We start from the raw sequence: 18870 nt of genomic DNA, 5'->3' as shown, positions 1-18870 counted from the left end.
GAGTGCGTGTCGTTCGATCGTCTCGGACTTCATTCGACGACACACGGCACGAACCGTACCCCCCGCGCGGCGCTGCGCCGGAAATGCTTTCACGCGCATCCCGGTAAAGCGTGCTGGGCGAGGACCTCCGGGCGAGGAGGGACTCCTCGCCGGCGCGGGCGCTCGACCGCGCCGCCGCCGCGGCCGGGCACGCCCCCCGCCGGGGCTCTTGCCTGCACCCCGTCCCATCCGCAATGCTCGTGCGGAGCCCGCGTGTCCTCGGAATGCCCTCAGCTCGGCGCCTCCCTGCGCTGCGACCGTGACCGGGTCGACCTTCCAGCGTCGCGCGCATCGGGCGCGTCGCAGGAATCCCCGCGCGACGGCGCGATCGAGGCGGGCGCGCCCGGCGAGCCCCTCCGGCCGCCCGATCCGCCGGCCGACGGCGTGGCCAGGCAGCTCCGCGAGCAGGCGCAGGGCGCGCTCGGCGAGCTCCTCCGCGGCTTCCAGTCGGCCGATCCGCAGGGCGGCGACGCGGCCTCGGGCGGCTCGGCCGCAGGGCGACGGCGGCTCCACGCCGGCCTCGTGACCGCGCTGATGCGGCTCATCCTCCTCCTCTACGCCGAGGCACGCGGCCTGCTCGCCGGCGCGCCCGACGGCGGCGCCCCGCTCGCGCGGCTCTTCGAGGAGCTGGAGGCGGAGCGGCGGGGGGGCAGCGACCTCGAGCATCGCCACGGCGCGTGGGCCCGCGTCGCGGCGCTCTCCCGCGCGCTCGAGGGCCGCGGCCCCGGGGGCGCGCGCGGCGGCCTCTGCGACCCGGGCGCGCACCCCTTGCTGGACGGTCGACCCTGGCTCAGCGACGGCGCGCTCCACCGCGTGCTCGCCGCGCTCCTCGTGCACGACGGCGCGCCGGTGCGCTACGCCGAGCTCGAGGTCGAGCACATCGGCACGCTCTACGAGGGCCTGATCGCCTTCGATCTCGAGATGGCCGAGGGCGAGTCGATGGCGCTGCTGCCGTCCCACGTGGTCGTCGATCTGGAGGCGCTCCTCGACCTCACGGGCGGCGAGCGGCTCGCGCGGCTCGAGGCGGCGGCGGACCTCAAGCTCGGCGCGCGCCTCGCCGCCGGCGTGGCCGCGGCGGGCAGCGTGGCCGAGCTGTCGCAGGCGCTCGCGCGCCGCGCTTCCCCGCGGCAGCCGGGCCGGCTCGCGCGGGGCACGCTCTACCTCCAGCCGGGGCAGCTCCGGCGGCGCGCGGGTTCCTACTACACGCCGCGGGACATCACGCGCCACGTCGTCGAGCGAACGCTGTCGCCGCTGCTCGCGAGGGCCGGCCGGCCGCCGGTGCCGGACGAGATCCTCTCGCTCGCGGTGTGCGATCCCGCGATGGGCTCCGGCGCGTTCCTGGTGGAGGCGTGCCGTCAGCTCGCCGCGCAGCTCGTCGCCGCCTGGCAGCGCGGCGGCGCGGCGCCGCGGCTCGCCCCGGAGGAGCCGCCGCTCCGCCGCGCGATGGCCCTCGTGGCCGAGCGCTGCCTCTACGGCGTCGACCTCGACCCGCTCGCGGTCGATCTCGCCCGGCTCTCGCTCTGGCTCGTCGTGCAGGACGCGAGCCTTCCGCCGAGCTCGCTCGACGCGAAGCTCCGCTGCGGCGACAGCCTCATCGGCGCCGAGCGCGCGGACATCGGCGCCTTCCCGGCCGCGGCGTGGTCGCGCGGCGGGCCCGCGGACGTCGCCCTCGAGCGCAGCGGCCGGCGGGCCCTGTCGCGGCGGGCTCCAGCGCGCCGGGCGCCGGCGCTCGCCGAGGGGGCGGCGCGCGACGCGCCGGAGCGCGACGGGGACGCCGAAGAGGCGGAGCTCGACGCCTGGATGGCCCTGTGGTTCTGGCCGTCCGAGGGCGAGCTCGCGGCCCTGGCGCCGGGGCCGGACACGTTCGCGCGCTACATGGCCGCGGCGCGCGATCCGACCGACCCGCGGGCGGCGCTGTCGCGCCGCATCGCCGAGGAGCGCCGGTTCCTGCACTGGGAGCTCGCGTTCCCCGGCGCCTTCGATCGCCCGGAGCCCGGCTTCGACGCCGTGATCGGCAACCCGCCCTGGGTCGCGTACGTCGGCCGGGCGGCGCAGCCGATCGCGCCCGAGGTCTTCAACCTCTATCTCCGGCGGAACCCGGCCTTCCACGGCTACCGCTCGCTGCACGGCCTGTTCGTGCACCGGGCCGCGTCGCTGCTCCGGCCGGGCGGGCGGCTCGGCCTCGTCATCCCCACCTCGGTGTCGGACCTCGATGGCTACGGCGCCACGCGGCGGGCGCACGACGCGCTCTGCGCCGTCGACCCCGATCTCCCGAGCTTCGGCAGCGACGCGTTCGAGGGCGTGTTCCAGCCGTGCATGGGCCTCCTCTCGACCCGCCTCCCGCCCGCGTCGCCCCGGCCGGCGGCCACGGCTTCCTGGCCGCTCGCGCGCTCCGATCTCGACGGCGTGTCCCGGCGGCTCCTCGATCGCCTCGGCGCGCTCCGCCCGCTGCCGGCCGCGCTGTTCGGCGAGCGCGGCTTCCAGACGACCGCCGAGGACGCCGAGCGCATCCGGCGCGCGGACGTCCCCGTGCCGCCGTACACCTGCCCGATCCGCGAGGGCACCGACGTCGGCGAGCTCATCGCGCGCGCGCCGCGCCACCACGTCGATCGCGCGGGCGTGAAGGGCCGCTTCCGGAAGGACGAGGACTGGAAGACGGTGCGGCTGCTCATCCGCCAGACCGCCCGCTACCCGATCGTCGCGCTGAGCGACGGCCTGCCGTTCCGCAACTCGATCCTGGCCGGCTTCTGCGACGCCACGTGGAGCGAGTTCGCGCTGCTCTGCTACCTCAACTCCTCTCCTGTGCGCTGGTGGCATTACACCCGACACCGGGACGCGCGCGAGGGCATGCCCCAGGTGAAGATCGCGCACCTGCGGGCGATCCCGGCGCCGCCGCCGGGGCGCGCCGACCTGATCGGCGCGCTCGACGCGCTCGGGCGGGAGCTCGGCCCGGCGAACGCGGGCCTGCCCGCGGAGGCCCGTCGCCACCTGGACGGCGTGGTGGCGAGCATGCTGGAGATGACCGAGGAGGAGCGGATCTGCGTCGCGCGCTGGGCGGCGGCGACGCCGCTCCCGCGTCCGGACGGCTGAGCGCGGCCGGCGACGCGCGGCCGTCCGGCGGCACGCGCAAAGCGACCGCGGGGGATCTGGCGGCGCACCTCGTCGGCGGCGTCAGTAGCCGCCGTCGAAGCCCGGAGCGTCCTTCAGGTTGAACAGGACGCTGCGGAGATCATCCAGCTCGAACGGCTTCTCGATGACGGCGGAGGCGCCCAGGCTGCGCGCGGCCGCGTGGAGGTGCGGATCGCCGAAGGCCGTGATCAGGATGACCGGCGGCCGGCGCCTCAGCTCGGCGAGGCCCTCCAGGATCTCCATCCCCGAGAAGCACGGCATCTGGATGTCGCTGACGATCGCGTCGATCGGCTCTGGGGGCTCCTTTCCACCGAGCCAGGGCGCCACCTTGTCGAGCAACTCGAGGCCGTTGCGCGCCTCGGAGACCTCGAACCCGTCGCGGCGGAGCGCCATCGCGAGCGTGGAGCGCATGTCGTCGTCGTCTTCGGCCAGGACGATATGCTGGCCTTTGCCGAACAGGCCGCAAGGCGGGACCAAGGGCTTGTCGCCAATCCAGCTTTCGGTCAGGTTCATGGCAGCTTTCTCCTTCTTCTGGCCCGCCTCCGATGCATCCTCGGGCCGTCCACCGCGGTCCTCGGCGCCCAGCCCCGCAGGAATTGCAGCGCCCGTGCCACGCTGTCCTGGTTTGCGGTGGAGCGGGCTCGACGATGCCATTGCGCCCGCGGGCGCGGCGCTTTCCGCGGCGCGGGCGGCGCCGGCAGAAGCCAGCTTCCATGCGGTAGGGGCAATTTGCCGCGCCAGGGGCAAATCACGCTCACCCTTGGGGCACTTCCGCACTCCCGGTCTCGCCGCGTCCGGTGCGCCGTGGCGCGTGGTCGCGACTCGCCACCGCGCGCAGGGGCGTTCCACTCGGCGCGGGAGCGGTCGGGCATCGCGCGCCCGGCGCTGCGATCGATCCGCGCCCGGAGGCCGCTCCCCGGAGAGGTCGGCGACCTTGGAACAGCCGGAACGGCCGCTGAGCTCGAGGAGCCTGTACAGCGATGAGGCTGCCGCTCGTCGACGAGATCGTCCGGTGGAGCAGCGGGGATGGGAGATGCGTGGTGAGGATGCGTGGAGAGGCGGAGGAGGAGGCCAGCGCCGGTCGCGCTTGAGGTGGCTCGCTCGTGGCGGGCGCTGGCCTGGGGGTCTCGTATTCCCGGTCGGATTTACCGGTCGCTCATCGGTCAGTCACGGTGCGGCGCGCAGAGGCGGCCGTTGTTGTAATCGTCGAGCTTCTCGGCGAGCGGCTCGCCGCTCGCCCAGGGCGAGTTCTTGCCGCCCTCCTTCACGTTGCTGCCGAGCGGGTACTTCTTGAGCCAGGCGTCGGCCGCGGCGATGGTGCTCTCGATGCAGCTCGACTGGTTGCCGATACCGACGTTGAGCTTGGCGACGACGAGGTGCTTCGCGATGATGTACGTGACGTCGCCCTTGGTCGGGCGGCTGATGATGTCGAGGAGCTGGTCCTTCGTGTACGTCTTGCCGCCGATCGTCAGCTGCGAGACCTTCCACGCGCTCGGGTGGTTCTTCCAGTAGCCGGGGGAGCCGGTGCCGGGCGACGCGCACTGGCAGGCGCCGCAGTCGGCCGCGCAGCTCGAGCAGTCCTCGACGCCCGCCTTGCAGACGCCGTCGCCGCAGACCGGCGGGCACGCGCCGCAATCGGCCGCGCAGCTCCCGCAGGTCTCACCGGCCTCGCAGACGCCGCTGCCGCAGACCGGCGGACAGATGCCGCAGTCGCTCGGGCACTCGAAGCAGTTCTCGCCCGCCTCGCAGCGGTCGTTGCCGCAGACCGCGGGGCAAGCGCCGCAGTCGCCGGCGCAGTTCGCGCAGTCCTCGCCGTTCTCGCAGACGTTATTGCCGCAGACCGCGGGGCAGGCGCCGCAGTCGTCCGAGCAGGTGCCGCAGTCCTCGCCGGCCTCGCAGGTGCCGTTGCCGCAGACGGGCGGGCAGGCGCCGCAGTCGTCCGCGCAGGTGCCGCAGCTCTCGCTCGCGTCGCAGGTGCCGTCGCCGCAGACGGGCGGGCAGACGTCGCAGTCGGCGCTGCAGCTGCCGCAGTCCTCGCCGGCCTCGCAGGTGCCGTTGCCGCAGGTGGGCGGGCAGATGCCGCAGTCGACGGCGCAGGTGGAGCAGCTCTCATCGCCGCCGCAGACGCCGTTGCCGCAGGAGAGCTGGTAGCCGAAGTCCGCGTCGAGCAGGTCCTGCGCCCAGCCGAGCGAGACCGTGCCCACGTTGTCGAGCCCGCCGTCGGGGTCGGCCGTCGGCTCCTGCCCGGCGAGCGGGCCGCTCGTCATGAAGTTGTCGGCGGTGATGACCACCGAGTAGGTGCCCGCCGGGAGCGTGTCGAAGAGGTAGAAGCCGGGCTGGCCGGTGTAGGGGCTGTTGCCGGTGATGGTGAAGTCGATCAGCTGGTCGCCCTGGAACAGCTCGACGCGGACGCCGTTGACGCCGAGCTCGCCCGTCTCCGGCTCGTAGAGCCCGTCGGCGTCGCTGTCGAGCCAGACCGTGTCGCCGATCGACGAGTACGTCACGTAGCCGAAGTCGGCGTCGGTCACGTTCTCTCCCGCGTCGAGGGACACGGCGATCGGCTCGTCGTCGGTGGTCAGGAGGTGGCCGAGCGGCAGCGTCGCGTCGTCGACGGCGACGACGTAACAGCCCGCTGCGAGCTCGCTGAAGCGGTAGACGCCGTTCGCGCCGGTCGCGGTCGTCTGGACGGCGGCGCCGTCGGCGGATCCGTCGCAGTTCGTGTCGGCGAAGAGGTCGACGACGACGCCGGAGATGCCGGGCTCGGAGGCGTCCTCGACGCCGTCGGCGTTCGCGTCGAACCACACCTTGTCGCCGATCGTGCCCTTCGGCGCCGTGTAACAGACCTCGAGGAGCGGGCGGTAGGAAAGGTCGGTGTGGGCGCTGCCTTTATAAGACGTCTTTCCGGAGGAGCCTTCCTCGAGGAGGATGCCGTAGCTCGGCGAGACGCCGCTCACCCAGTCCTGCACGAGCCCGGTGAGGTCGACCGAGCTCCATCCCGTGACGTTGGGCACGAACGAGGTGAACGAGGCGGGGTCGATGGCGCCGAGGTTGTTCCAGGTGACCTGCGACTCGTCCCAGGGGGCGAGCACCTGGTGGACGTACACGGTCTGGGCCGTGCTCGTGTAGGTCAGGGCGTAGAACTTGGCGGACGTGACGAGGGAGCCGGCGGGGATGGGGCTCAGATCGAAGCGGAAGAGGGCGCGCTTCTCGCCGACGGTGCTGGAGTATCCGGTGTTCACCTCATGGGGTGACGGGACGTGGTAGCTCGGGGCGAGGCTCCAGATCTCGGCGTTGTAGATGTCGCCCAGGACACCCCGCTTGATCACGGTGCACGTGGGCGACGGCGCAGAGGTGTTGGCGAGGCTTGTCGCGGTGATGAACAGGGTAGCGAGCGCGGCGGAGGAGGCGATTGCGATCTGCTTCATTGGTAGCTCCTTGAGGTCCTCACGGGTGAACCATTGCGGGAGCGTCATCCGGATAGCAGGCGCCATGACGCACGGGCCAGGCGAGGTCGGTTTCGCGGGCTCCTATCGGACTGAGCCCCGCGGGCCGATCTGGATCAGATCAGGTACGCGGGCGCTTTGGCTTCGATAGGAGAGCGGATGCGCAAAGGGACAGTGTTCAAACTAGCAACTCGGTCCTTGAAGTGTCCAGATCTTTTTTCGGGGAGGCGCCAAAAAAACACCGAGGTGCGAAGTGACGATTTTGGGTCGTGCTCGGGTCGTGCGGTGACGCTTTTGGGCCGTTTGCGTCCTGCGGAGAGGAGCGCAGCGACGAGCGGGCTCCGCGGCAGCGCTCCTTCGATCTCCAAGCGTCGGTCGTGCTCGGCCCTGGGCCGAGCACGACCGGATCAGGCACGCGAGAGTGCCCGACGAGATTTGATGCAGAGTGCGCACGAGACCATTTTTCAAGATAACGAATCTCCGCTTCGCGTGTCTAGATCCTTTTGGGGGGGCGCGATGCGTTTCTCGCGTGCTTGCGTGCTTTGGCCTACGCCTTCAGCCGGCGAGGCGGGCGCCGGTCGTCCACCGCCTGCCGCAGGGGCCCACACCCGCCGCGCGCCGGGCTCGCGCCGGCCTAGCCGGCCTGGCCGGCCTGGCCGGCCTCGCCGGCCTCGCCGAGAGGGGCGCGAGCGGCGCCGGCGCCCAGGGCGGGCGCTGCCGCGCTTCGTCCGCGCCGCCCTGGACGAGGGCGCACGAGGGGCCGCGGAGCGAGCGAACCGGCTCACGCCGGGCTCTCGCGCGGCGCGCGGTCCGGCCGGGGGCCCGTGAGCCTGCCGGCTGCCGTCCGTGCGCGGGCGCTGCTAGGGTTCGGCCGTGGGACGCCCGCTGCTCGCCTCGCCGGCCCTGCTCCTCGCGTCGCTCGCATCGCTCGCATCGCTCGCCGTTCCGCGCACGAGCGCCGCGCAGGGACAGCCGACGCTGAGCGGGGCCTGGACCGCGAGCGCGCTCTCCGAGCAGTGGTCCATCGACGCGTGGGGGGAGGCGTGCGGGCCCAGGCCGCGCCCGCAGGGCGCCCCGGGCGGCGCCGTGCAGGTCCAGCAGCACGGCTCGGAGCTCTCGATCTCGGGCGCCGGCCGGTCGTGGAGCACCGCCGAGTGCTGGGAGCAGATGCCCGGGCTCGCGCGCAGCAAGCACTCGGCCTCCGGCGACGCGCGCTCCTGGCAGACGCGCTGCACGACCCCGCCGAACGACCCCCGCCGGGCCGTGGTCACCACGACGACGCAGGCGACCGACGCCAGCATCCGCATGGTCGAGACGGGGCAGTACCAGTTCATCATCCAGGACACGACCTGCAGCGCCTCCGTGACGAGGACGCGGACCTACACGCTCGTCCGGCGCGAGGGCGAGGCGCCGCCCGCGGCGAGCGCGCCGCCGCCCGCGGCGAGCGCGCCGCCGCCCGCGGCGAGCGCGCCGCCCGCAGCGCCCGTCGCCTCCGAGAAGAAGCCCGCCGCCCCGCGCACCTGCGACGCCCCCGGCGAGCCCGCGCGCCTCGAGGTCACGCCGTCGCGCAAGCTCATGCGGCCGGGCGAGCGCTTCCAGTTCCGCGCGCTGGTCATGGACGCCGCGGGGTGCGCGCTCCCGACCAGGCCCGCGTGGTCGATCGCGCCGGGGCCGCTCGCGTCCGCCGCGACGGTCGACGCGACGGGCGCGCTCTCGCTCGGCGCCGACGCGGGCGAGGGGACGCTCGGCCTCGTGGCGTCCGTCGCCGGCAAGGGCGTGACCGTCGCGATCGAGGTGACGAGCCCCGACCGCTACGACGCGCTCCTCGCCACGAGCGGCCTCAACGAGGCCGGCGAGAGCGATCAGGCCGCCGTCGCGGTGATCGCGGCCGGCACCATCGGCGGGCGCACCACCTCGGGCGAGGACGTGGGGCGCGAGCGCAAGAACCTGTTCGTGGCCATCGTGGGCGGGGTCGCCGCCTGCCTCGGCTTCGCAGGGTTGATCCTGCTCCGCCGCGGCCGCCGGCGCGCCGGCGAGCTCGAAGGCCCCGCCTCGACCGGCGGCGGCCTCGGGGCGCGCGGCGGCGCCGGGGCTGACGATGCGCCGCCGTCCTCCGGGGCCGCGCTCGCGGCGCCGGCCGTGGGCGGCGCGGTGCCGGTCGGGCCGGCGCCGCGCGCTCGTGGAAAGATCTGCCCTACCTGCGGCGACCGCTATCCGGGCGAGGCGATGTTCTGCGGCAAAGACGGCACGCAGCTGGTCCTGCTCAACTGAGCGCGGCGCCCGTCGCGCGTCGCGCGGGGCATGGACACGCGCTGCGTCATCTCGCTGCGCCGCGCCGCGGTGGACACAAAAAGGGCCGGCGCCTTGATCGGTCTCGCGCGGTCCCGCTATCCTCCGTCAACCGACCGGGCCGCGTGATTGTGCGCGTGTGTGGTCGTTGAACCCATGCCCGCAGACCGGAACGGGAAGGGCGACAGTCGCATGAAGATTACGTGTGAGTCGTGCCAGGCGAAGTACACGATTGCGGACGAGAAGGTCGTCGGCAAGACGGTCAAGATCAAATGCAAGAAATGCAACCACGCGATGGTCGTCCACGGCGCGAATGAGGCTGCCTCGGCCCCGTCGCAGGAGGCCACCGTGGGGCAGCAGGGCGACCTCGCGGAGGACGCCGACGCGAAGCTCGTGGCCGATGCCGGCGGCGCGCCCTCGACGGCGGCGCCCGACGAGTGGACCGTCAACGTCGCCGAGGGCGACGAGCGGACCATGACGACCGCCCAGCTCGTGACCGAGTACGCCCGCGGAGCGCTGAGCAACGACACGTACGTCTGGAAAGAGGGGATGGGCGACTGGCTCCCGATCGCCAGCGTCCCCGAGCTCAAGGAGCGATTTTCCTCCCGGGATGACGCTGCGCCGGCGGCGGATGCGGCGGCCGCTGCGGTGGCGACGCCTGCGCCTGCGGCCACGGCGCCTGCGGCCACGGCGACGCCTGCGCCAGCCGCCGCGGCGGTGCCTGCGCCTGCGCCTGCGGCCGCGGCGGTGCCGACGCCTGCCGCCGTGCCCGCGGTGGCTGCTGCGCCGGTCCCCGTGGCGCCGGCGCCGGCCGGGCTCAGGTTCGGCCCCGAGGGGACCGTGGTCATGAAGGAAGCGAAGCGCGCGCCGGTCCCGGCCGCGTCTGCGGGGGCTGCCGCGGCCGCGTCGGCTGCCGCGGCCGCGCCGGCTGCGGACGGCGGCGCGGCCGCGGGCGCGCCTGCCGCCGCTGCGACGGCCCCGGCGGCGGCGCGCCGCCCGGGCCGCGCGGCCGCGGTCGACGTCTTCAGCGCCGCCGAGCGGGCCACCGAGCCGGCCGCGCCGGCCCCGCAGCCCGGCGGCGATCGCCAGGTGGGCGAGCGCAACGAGAACTCCGTCCTCTTCTCGCTCTCGGCGCTCACCGCGACCGAGAACGCGGCCAAGCAGACGCAAGAGGAAACCCCCTCGGGCCGGCGTCCCTCGAGCCGCCCCGCGAAGAACAACGGGCGCGCCGGCTACGACGACCTGCTGAACCTCGGCGGCGGCGCGATCGCCTCGGCGCCGATGCTCGCGCCGCCGCCCTTGCTCGCTCCGGTGGCGGACTCGCGGCCGCCGCCGTCGCTGTTGGCCTCGGCCAAGTCGTCGGTGCCGCCCCCGCCGCTCCTGCCGCTCTCCCCGACGGCGGCGCCGGAGGCCTCGGCCAAGAAGGGCCGCATGGGCCTGATCGCCGCCGCGGTCGCCGCGGTCGTGCTGATCGGCGGCGTCGCCTTCTTCTTCATGCAGTCGCCGAAGGAGGACACGTCCACGACCACGCCGGAGCAGACGAACGCTGCCCCTGCAGAGGTGCCGAGCCCGGCGGCGACGCCGGCGCCCGCGCCGGCCGAGACGGCGGCGGCCGCCGAGACCGCGGCGGCCGCCACGCCGCCGCCCGCGGAGACGGCGGCGCCGGCCGCCGAGGAGCCTGCCGCGCCGGCGGCGGCCCCGGATCAACCGGCGCCCAGCGCGGCGGCCGGGAAGCCGGCGGAGAAGGAGAGGCCGTCGTCCGCGCCTGCGCCTGCCGCAGCGGCGGACAAGCCGGCGGCGCCGAAGCCCGCGGCGGAGCCGGCGCCTTCCGGCGGCGGCGGCGAGTTCAACCGCGGCGCCGCGAGCTCGGCGCTGGGCTCGGCGGCTGCTTCCGCGAAGAGCTGCAAGAAGGCCGGGGGCCCGACGGGCACCGGGAAGGTCAAGGTCACCTTCGCGCCGAGCGGCAATGTCACGTCGGCCGAGGTGCAGGGCGCGCCCTTCGCCGGAACGAGCGTCGGCGGCTGCGTGGCCCGGTTGTTCCGCGGCGCGCGCGTGCCTGCCTTCGGCGGCGGGCCGGTCTCGGTCAGCAAGTCGTTCACCATCAACTGAGCTCGTCTCGAGCCAGCCTCGCGTTCCTGATTCTTCCTCTCGGTCACGCACGTCTCGCCGAGCCGCCCGGCCCCCGGAGAGGGGGTTCGTCGCGCGGGGCGGGCGCGGGCTGAACTCGCCTGGGACGTCCTGTGCCCGTCGCGCTGCGCGCACCGGACCCAGGACGTCAATTGGGCTCAAACACCAGCCCGCGCCCGCCCCGCGCGACGAACCCCCTCTCCGGGGGCCTACCGTGCGAATGACGATTGAGAGATGACATGGATTCCCTTGTCGTAATTGCGCGACACCGATCGATGTCATTTCATGAATCGTGTCTAAAATTTGATTTTTATTCATGGCCAACATGCCTGTGGCTTGCTAGCCAATCGTCATCGAAGGCAGCGCGCCGCCGATCCGGTGCTCGGTGGCGCCAGACCGACGTCCGCCATGGAGCGAGGATGGATGGCTCCCACCCCTCATGACGCGCTGTTCAAGTCCACGTTCAGCCAGCCGGAGCACGCGGCCGGGGCGCTGCGCGAGGTGCTGTCGGCGGCGCTCGCCGCCCGCATCGACTTCGGATCGCTGACGCTGCAACCTGGCAGCTTCATCGACGAAGCGCTCGCCTCGAGCCACAGCGACCTGCTCTTCACTGCCAGGCTGGAGCAAGCGCCGCTATTCATCTACGTGATCTTCGAGCACCAGAGCACGACGCATCCGCTGATGGCGTTCCGGCTGCTCGCGTACATGGTGCGGATCTGGCAGGGCTACCTGGAGCGCCACCCGAAGGCGATGCACCTCCCAGCGATCCTGCCGGTGGTGCTGCACCACAGCAAGACCGGCTGGAGCGCGGCGGTTTCGTTCCAGGATTTGCTGGACGTGCCGTCGGAAGCGCTTCCGCTGATGGCCGAGCATGTGCCGCAGTTCCGGTTCGTGCTGGACGATATCAGCGAGGAGACGGACGAGGCGCTGCGAGCGCGGGCGACGACGGCGCTGGGGCGGCTAGTGCTGTGGTGCTTCCGGCATGCGCGCGATCCCGAGGAGCTGGTGCGACGTCTGTCGGCGTGGCGGGAGGTGGTCCAGGAGGTGCGTCGGGCGCCCGGCGGAGCAGCTGCGCTCGCGCGCGTATGGCAGTATATCTTGACCGTCATCGACCCGGCCCAGCCCGGGAAGGTGCTGCAGAGGCTGCTCACGGCGGCGGGACCGGAGGCCAAGGAGGAGATCGTGACCATCGCAGATTACCTTCGCGAGGAGGGGCGCCGGGAGGGCCGGCTGGCGGGCGAGCGGGAGGGCCGGCTGGCGGGCGAGCGGGAGGGCCGGCTGGCGGGCGAGCGGGAGGGCCGGCTGGCGGGCGAGCGGGAGGGCCGGCTGGCGGGCGAGCGGGAGGGCCGCCTCGAAGGGCAGCGAAGCACGTTGCTGAAGCTGCTCCGGCTGCGCTTCGGCGAGCTGCCGGAGCCGATCGAGGCGCGCGTCCGCGCCGCCGATGCAGGGCAGATCGAGGGCTGGACCGAACGCGTGCTCACCGCGCCCACGCTGGACGACGCTCTGGCCGAGCGCTGACGCCGCGCCCCTCGCGCTACGCCCGGCGCCGCCTGCAGAGGAGCCCCACCAGCGCGAGCCCCGCGAGCCAGCCGGCGCTGCCATCCCGGCCTCGCGGGCTGGTCGCGCACGGGCCGATCATGCCGCTCCCCGCGGCGTAGAAATCCTCCGGCTCCACCGCGACCTCGGTCGGCGGCGCGCCGGCGGCGGCGCCGTTGCCGTCCGTCGGGTCGTAGCTCACCGGCGCGCCGAGCGCGCCCGCCGCGGCGATCCGCGCCTGGTTCTTGATGACGTTCGGCGCGTCCGTGTCGATCGTGACCTCGAAGCGCACCGTGACGCTCCCGTCGACAGGGATGCCGCCGCCCTTCGCGCCGTCCGCCCCCTCGCCCAGCCGGAACGTGACGGTCCGCGTCTGCGGATCGTACTCGCCGAGGTCGTCTCCCGGCGTGTCCGTCTGAGGACCGGCGTTCGGCCCCTCGACGATCGAGAGCGAGCCCGGGACGAACGTCACGCCGGGAGGCAGCGCGTCGGTCAGCACCGCGCCCACGGCGTCGTCGTTGCCGGTGTTCGTCGCCGTGATGCGATATTCGATGGCGTCGCCGCGGTACGTCGGCAGCCCGCCGATGTCGGTCGCCACCTTGGTCGACTTGCTGAAGTCGGGGCCGAAGTTGGAGATCGACGTCACCCAGCCCGCGAGGAAGTACAGCTCGTCCGTGCTCGTGGCGACGAGCGTCGCCCGATCGTCCCCAGGCTTGAGCTTCGAGCTGACATCCACGATGTCGATGTCGACCCCCGACATGCTCTGAGGCGTGCCCGCGATCCTCGGGAGATCGCCCTCCACCGACACCGGCTCTCCGAGGGCCGATCGGGTGCTGTTGAAGAAGTTGTCCGCGGGGTTGAGCGCGTCGCTCAGCGCCTCGGCCAGGTCGGGCTTCCCAGGGTTCTTGGGATTGAAGAACACGCTGTCGCCAGAGCTCGAGTTGTCGCCTTCGAACGCGACGATGCCCAGCTTCGCCACGAAGCCGGCGTCGGGCACCTTGAAGCCCGAGAGCTCGACCTGCTGCCAGCCCACGTCGGAGACCCGGTCGAGCCCGTCGAACAGCGCGAGGTTGCGCATCGGCGATTTCGGCGCCTCGTAGAACACCACCATCCACCACGCCGCGAAGACCACGTCGTCGTCGCGGTCCCTGACGTCGACGACGTCCACGCCGCCCACCCGGTAAGCACCCGCGCCGCTCTCCTTCACGATCGAGGTGATGTCGGCGACGGACTGGTAGTTGTGCGATTCGTTGGGCTTGCCCTGGTTGACCACCGTCTCGACCGAGTCGATGGAGGTGACCTTGCCATCGAAGCCGCCCTCGTGGTGGAGGTCCACCTCGGTATCGGCGCCGCCGCCGTTGCGCGCGGCCCAGTACAGGAACGCGTGCGTCACCGTCGCCCCCTCGGGCAGCGTCAGCACCGCGGTCGTGCGCGCCATCTCGGGGGTGATGTCGAGGTTCGCCTCCGCTCTGCCGTCCGCGGGCGAGTCGGACCGCCAGAAGAGATCGGGCCCCGACTCGGCGGTCGACGCTCCGCAGGCGCCGACCGTGCCCTCCTTGGGCCTCGGCGTCGAAGAGCGGCACTCCTGCCCGAGCGAGCTCCCGATGAGGGCGAAATCGCCCTTCTGATCGACCTGTACGCGCAGCTTGGGCTCGGCCGTCGCGCTGGCGGTCGTGAGGCCTATCAGCGTGAGCGACGCGAGCCCGGTGATGCCCAACTGCTTTCTCATCGATCCTCTCCGGTTTCGACCTGCGGCTTGTACGCGGCCTTCTTGATGATGATGAACTGGACACGGCGATTCCGCTGCCGCCCCGCCTCCGTCGCGTTGTTGTCGAGGGGCTGTTCCCGGCCGTAGCCCTGCGCCGTCAGCCGCGTCGAGTCGATGCCGCGGCGGACCAGCGCCGCCATGACGGAGTTGGCGCGGTTCTGCGACAAGATCCGGTTGTGCTCGTCGGTGCCCCGGTCGTCGGTGTGACCCTGGATCTCGATGAGCACGATCTCCGGGTGCTCCTCCAGCACCTGGGCGACCTCGTCGAGCAGCGGATCGCTCACCGGCTTGATGGTGGCCTTGTCCGTGTCGAACTGCACCTGCTGGAGGATCACGACGTTCTTGTCTGTCACCCGCACCGCCTTCGGGCAGCCGTTCTTTTCGGGATCCGGATCCGCGAAGCCCTTCTCCCTCGGGCAGGCGTCCTTGTCGTCGCGGATCGCGTCGCCGTCCGTGTCGCGCGGACAGCCGTTCTTCGCCGGGTCCTTGGAGCGGAACCCCTTGACCTCGGGGCAGGCGTCCTCGCTGTCGGGCACGCCGTCCCCGTCCTGGTCCGGCGGGCAGCCGTTCTTGCGCGGATCGTCGCTCGCGACGCCGGCGACGAGCGGGCACGCGTCGTCGCCGTCGGCGATGCCGTCGTTGTCGCGGTCCGGCGGCGGCGGGCAGCCGTGCTTGCGCGGATCGGCGCTCGCGACGCCGGCGACGAACGGGCACGCGTCGTCGCCGTCGGCGATGCCGTCGTTGTCGCGGTCCGGCGGCGGCGGGCAGCCGTGCTTGCGCGGATCGGCGCTGCGCTCGCCCGCCACCTTCGGGCAGGCGTCCTCCGGATCGGGGATACCGTCCCTGTCCACGTCCGGCGGCTGCTCCGGCGTGAAGGCGGCCATGGCGACGACGCGCAGGTCGGGCGTCCCGATCCCCGAGGTGAGCCCCGGCCCGACGCCGACGCCCGCCTCCAGGAAGGGGAGGAATCGATACCGGGCGTCGAGGAGGAGCTCCGCGTTGATCGAGCGGCTGCTGATGTCCTCGAGCACCATCGCGGTGGTGAGCTCCGGCCCCACCTGGAGCCGGTCGTCTACGGCGAGGAACCCGACGCCACCGCCCAGGGTGAGCATCGTCCCCTGCGCCACGCCGCCGAACGACTGGGAGCGCCGGAGCTCGGTCCCCAGCGAGCTCGACCAGACGAGGCGATCCATGCGGCCGCCGGCGGCGAGGTACGGCATCGCGCGCACGTGCCCGTCGCTCACGAACGAGTCGGCCGCGCCGGTGGGCAGCCAGAGGTACACGCCGACCGCGAGCTGGAGCGGGTCGTGGTAGGTGCCATAGAGCTGCACGCGCGCGCCGAGCCGCAGGTCGCCGAGCTCCGCGCCGCTCGGGGACGCGAACTCGCGGCCGCCGCCGTTCGGGTTCTCGCCCGACTGGAGCGCGGTGAGCGGCGCGTCGAGGTCGAAGCTCACCTTGTTCCAGAGCGGGAGCGACGCGCTGAGCCGGAACGTGAGCTGATCGCTGACGACCGCGCCGATCTCCGCGCCGTCGCGCTCGCGCCGCAGGACGAGCGGATTGCTCGCGTAATCGGCCATCAGCATCACGTGGGGCGTCAGGTGGCCCGGCGCGAACGGCGACGGCACGCTGAACATGCGGTCCCCGGCCGGCGCCGGGACGAAGCGGCTCAAGGCCATGCCTTCGGGCTTGACGGGCGCGTCCTGCGCGCGGGCGAGCGCGGGCACGGCGGCGAGGGCGGCCAGCGCGGCGGCCAGCGAGCAGAAAGACCGAGATCTCATCAGGTGGCACCCTGCGTCGGCGGGTTTCGCATGACGGGTTAAGCCGCTATCGCGGACCAGTATACCGGCCGACAACTGCGCAGTCTTGGGCAACGAGCGACGTGGTCTACATCTTCGTAGGACTTGCGCACACCTCCCCGGACCCTCTGAACGAACGAGAGGCTGCCGCGCCCCGGCGGCCCATGCTTCGTCAGCGCGGCGATCGCGGCGCGCGCCGGTCGAAGAGCCTTTGTCCCGCGCCGGAGCCCCGAGGCGCCGAGCACGGACCGGATGCGGGGGTGAACATTTGCTCGGCGTCGGGGTCGGGGGGGACGTCGCGCTCCGCCGGGGCGCGTCGAGGCCGCCGCGCCGATTGGACCTCCGCGCGACAGCCACCCTCGCGCGACGCGCGCCTGCGGCGGACGGCTCGCCGCGGCCGGGCGCCCTCGGCGACGGCCGGTCCGCTGATCGATCGCAGGCGCAGGCGCTCGCGGCGCCCGGATCGGCGCGGCGTCCGGGCGGGCTTCGGGCGACGCGCGGCGCGCGGCGCGCGGTCTCTTCGGGACGGAGGTCCCGGCGCCGGGGGCGGGCTCACGTTCGGGCGCCTGCGCTCCGGGCGACGAGCGGCTATGGTTGGCGGGACACCGCGATGGGCACCCTCCTCAAGCGCGCGCTCGACCAGGCGGCGGTCTGGCACCGAGCACAGAAGCGCAAGTATCCGAACGCCGACGTCCCCTACATCAGCCACCTCGCCGGCGTCGCGGTCCTGCTCGCGCGCCACGGCTTCGACGACGAGGTGGTCGCGGCCGGCGCGCTGCACGACGCCATGGAGGACCAGGGCGTCACGTTCGACGAGCTGCTCCAGCACTTCGGCGAGCGCGTCGCCACGCTCGTCCGCCACGTGACCGAGCAGGACCGGTCGCTGCCCTGGGAGGACAGGAAGCGCCTCTATCTCGAGGCGTTCCCCAGGAAGCCCTGGGAAGCGCAGGCGATCACGCTGGCCGACAAGATAGACAACTTCCAGTCCATCATCGTCTGCTCGCGCGAGCACGGCGATCCGTGGTCGATGTTCAAGCGCGGCAGGGAGGTGCAGGTCGCCAGGTTCGAAGAGCTGCGCGCGATGTGCCGAGCGCTGCCGCCGCACCCGCTCCTCGACGAATACGGCGCCGTGCTCGACGAGCTCCTGTCGACGGGCTGAACCCGCGGACCGCCAGGCGCGCGCGGGCCGCCGCGCCCGGCCCGCCGCGGCGATCCAGGCGAACCCTGCTCTTCGAGCGGCGCGATCACGGCGCGGCGCGCTCGTCCGGCGCGCCGCCCTGGGCCGCGCCGCCTGCGGGCACCTCCGCCGCCTCCGGCGGAGCGGGCGGGATCGACCGGGCGAAGCGGAGCACCTCGCGCGGGTCCCACCGCGCCTTGACGGCCGCGAGCCGCGCGGCGTTCGGGCCGTAGTAGGCCGTGAGCCAGCCCTCGACCTCCGCGTCGACGTAGTTGATGTAGGCGCCACGCACGTAGGGGAGCATCGCGCGGCGGAGGCGCTCGACCCACGCGACGCACTCCGCTTCTTCCGCGGCCGCGGTCCAGCAGGCCTGGTATTGCAGGCTCCACAGCGCGCGCCGGTGCGGGAACGCCGTGGCGTCGGGCGCGACCCGGCCGACGGCGCCGCCATAACCGTCGAGCTGGACAAGGCAGCTCGGGTTCGGCGCGCGCGACAGCCCGGCGGCGAGGGTCGCGATGGCCTCGGCCCCGAAGCGCTCGTACGCATAGGCCGACGTGTTCTTGTAGCTCGCCTGCTGCTGGTGCGGGTGCACCGTCCATCGCTCGGGATCGCCGCCGAGCCCCCCGAGCCGGCCCACCGCATTGAGGTAAGGCATGGTCTCGATCGACGCGCTGGAGGGCTCGGCCCCGCGCGTGGAGGAGAACAGCGGCTGGATCAGCCGGCGCAGCTCCTCGCCCCGCCCGAGGAGCTGGCCCACGCACGAGATCTCGCCCGAAGCCGCCGCCGCGAGCTTGAGGATGCACGTCAGTCGCTCGTCGGCGTGCGGGGCGAACGTCTGCCACGCTTCGAGCACCCGCGCGAGGTCGGCCCACGGCCAGGAGATCCTGAAGATCGAGACGTCGGAGATCGGGTGTGTCTTGAACGTGAAGGAGGTGACGATACCGAAGTTGCCGCCCCCGCCGCCCTGGCAGGCCCAGAGGAGCTCCGGGTTCTCCTCCGCGTCGGCCCGGACCACCTCGCCGCCCGCGGTGATCATCTCGACGGCGAGGAGGCTGTCGCAGGTGAGGCCGAGGGCGCGGGAGAGCAGGCCGAACCCGCCGCCCAGCGTGAGCCCCGCGATGCCGACCGTGGGGCACGAGCCCGCAGGGAGGGTGACGCCGACCTGCCAGAGCGCGTCGTAGACGGTGATGAGATCCGCGCCTGCGCCGACGACGGCGATCCCGCGCTCGCGGTCGACGCGGACGCTCCGGAGGTCGCTCACGTCGATGACGAGCCCGTCGTCGACCACGGAGAACCCCTCATAGCTATGCCGCCCGCTCCTCGCCCGGATCTCCGCGCCTCGCGCGGTCGCCCACCGAATGGCATTCACGACGTCCTGCGCGTCCTGGCAAAACACGATGGCGCGAGGAGATCGCGAGAAGCGCGCGTTGTGCACCTCGCGCGCGTCGTCGTAGCCGGGATCTCCGGGGAGGACGACGCGACCGGTGAGCCGCGGCGCCGAGCTCATGACCGGCGCTTCGCCCGCGCGCAGCCAGAGGTCGGGTTGCGCGGCGCGGGAGCCGCGCG

The 18870-nt window shown here is 73.2% G+C and carries 10 protein-coding genes; 5 read left to right on the top strand and 5 right to left on the bottom strand.

What is annotated here, in order from left to right:
- Positions 1-252: 252 nt before the first annotated feature.
- Positions 253-3129 (top strand): Eco57I restriction-modification methylase domain-containing protein, encoded by a 2877-nt coding sequence (locus WMF20_RS45310; RefSeq protein ID WP_437607979.1) that lies wholly within the window; start codon positions 253-255, stop codon positions 3127-3129.
- A gap of 81 nt (positions 3130-3210) precedes the next feature.
- On the opposite strand, the gene WMF20_RS45305 is transcribed toward WMF20_RS45310, so the two are convergent.
- A complete protein-coding gene (locus WMF20_RS45305) occupies positions 3211-3915 on the bottom strand; it encodes a response regulator (RefSeq protein ID WP_437607978.1) in 705 nt (234 codons plus the stop codon).
- Between the two features lie 416 nt (positions 3916-4331).
- The gene (locus WMF20_RS45300; RefSeq protein WP_437607977.1) at positions 4332-6593 is read right to left on the bottom strand and encodes an SdrD B-like domain-containing protein; all 2262 of its coding nucleotides are present in this window, start codon (positions 6591-6593) and stop codon (positions 4332-4334) included.
- Positions 6594-7484: 891 nt separating this feature from the next.
- On the opposite strand from WMF20_RS45300, the gene WMF20_RS45295 reads away from it, so the two are divergent.
- The 3 genes from WMF20_RS45295 (at position 7485) to WMF20_RS45285 (ending at position 12545) form a co-directional block, all read left to right on the top strand.
- Positions 7485-8882, top strand: a complete 1398-nt coding sequence (locus tag WMF20_RS45295; RefSeq protein WP_437607976.1) for a hypothetical protein — start codon at positions 7485-7487, stop codon at positions 8880-8882.
- A 210-nt stretch (positions 8883-9092) separates the two neighbouring features.
- Positions 9093-11009, top strand: a complete 1917-nt coding sequence (locus WMF20_RS45290) for a zinc-ribbon domain-containing protein (protein ID WP_437607975.1) — start codon at positions 9093-9095, stop codon at positions 11007-11009.
- Positions 11010-11330: 321 nt separating this feature from the next.
- On the top strand, positions 11331-12545 hold the full coding sequence (locus WMF20_RS45285; RefSeq protein WP_437607974.1) for an Rpn family recombination-promoting nuclease/putative transposase: 1215 nt from the start codon (positions 11331-11333) through the stop codon (positions 12543-12545).
- A gap of 16 nt (positions 12546-12561) precedes the next feature.
- Here the strand turns inward: WMF20_RS45285 and WMF20_RS45280 are convergent, their stop codons facing one another.
- Positions 12562-14292, bottom strand: coding sequence for a DUF3344 domain-containing protein (locus WMF20_RS45280; protein ID WP_437607973.1), 1731 nt, complete (start codon positions 14290-14292; stop codon positions 12562-12564).
- Complete coding sequence (locus tag WMF20_RS45275; RefSeq protein WP_437607972.1) at positions 14289-16109, bottom strand: OmpA family protein; 1821 nt, start codon at positions 16107-16109, stop codon at positions 14289-14291. The genes WMF20_RS45280 and WMF20_RS45275 overlap by 4 nt, the downstream gene beginning before the upstream one ends.
- Before the next feature lie 628 nt (positions 16110-16737).
- On the opposite strand from WMF20_RS45275, the gene WMF20_RS45270 reads away from it, so the two are divergent.
- Positions 16738-17286 (top strand): HD domain-containing protein, encoded by a 549-nt coding sequence (locus WMF20_RS45270; RefSeq protein WP_129580055.1) that lies wholly within the window; start codon positions 16738-16740, stop codon positions 17284-17286.
- Positions 17287-17371: 85 nt separating this feature from the next.
- Here the strand turns inward: WMF20_RS45270 and WMF20_RS45265 are convergent, their stop codons facing one another.
- Positions 17372-18811 carry an FAD-binding oxidoreductase gene (locus WMF20_RS45265; RefSeq protein WP_437607971.1) on the bottom strand — a complete coding sequence of 480 codons (1440 nt, stop codon included), beginning with the start codon at positions 18809-18811 and terminating at the stop codon, positions 17372-17374.
- Positions 18812-18870: the final 59 nt, after the last annotated feature.

The organism is Sorangium sp. So ce834 (genome assembly GCF_051521425.1).
GTDB lineage: Bacteria > Myxococcota_A > Polyangia > Polyangiales > Polyangiaceae > Sorangium > Sorangium cellulosum_D.
Note: the sequence above shows the minus strand (reverse complement) of the source record. Positions and strands in the feature narration are given on the sequence as shown.

Coding starts and splice junctions, on each gene's coding strand:
- WMF20_RS45300 (WP_437607977.1), bottom strand. CDS start 6,593: ATGAAGCAGATCGCAATCGCCTCCTCCGCCGCGCTCGCTACCCTGTTC.
- WMF20_RS45290 (WP_437607975.1), top strand. CDS start 9,093: ATGAAGATTACGTGTGAGTCGTGCCAGGCGAAGTACACGATTGCGGAC.
- WMF20_RS45280 (WP_437607973.1), bottom strand. CDS start 14,292: ATGAGAAAGCAGTTGGGCATCACCGGGCTCGCGTCGCTCACGCTGATA.
- WMF20_RS45275 (WP_437607972.1), bottom strand. CDS start 16,109: ATGAGATCTCGGTCTTTCTGCTCGCTGGCCGCCGCGCTGGCCGCCCTC.
- WMF20_RS45270 (WP_129580055.1), top strand. CDS start 16,738: ATGGGCACCCTCCTCAAGCGCGCGCTCGACCAGGCGGCGGTCTGGCAC.
- WMF20_RS45265 (WP_437607971.1), bottom strand. CDS start 18,811: ATGAGCTCGGCGCCGCGGCTCACCGGTCGCGTCGTCCTCCCCGGAGAT.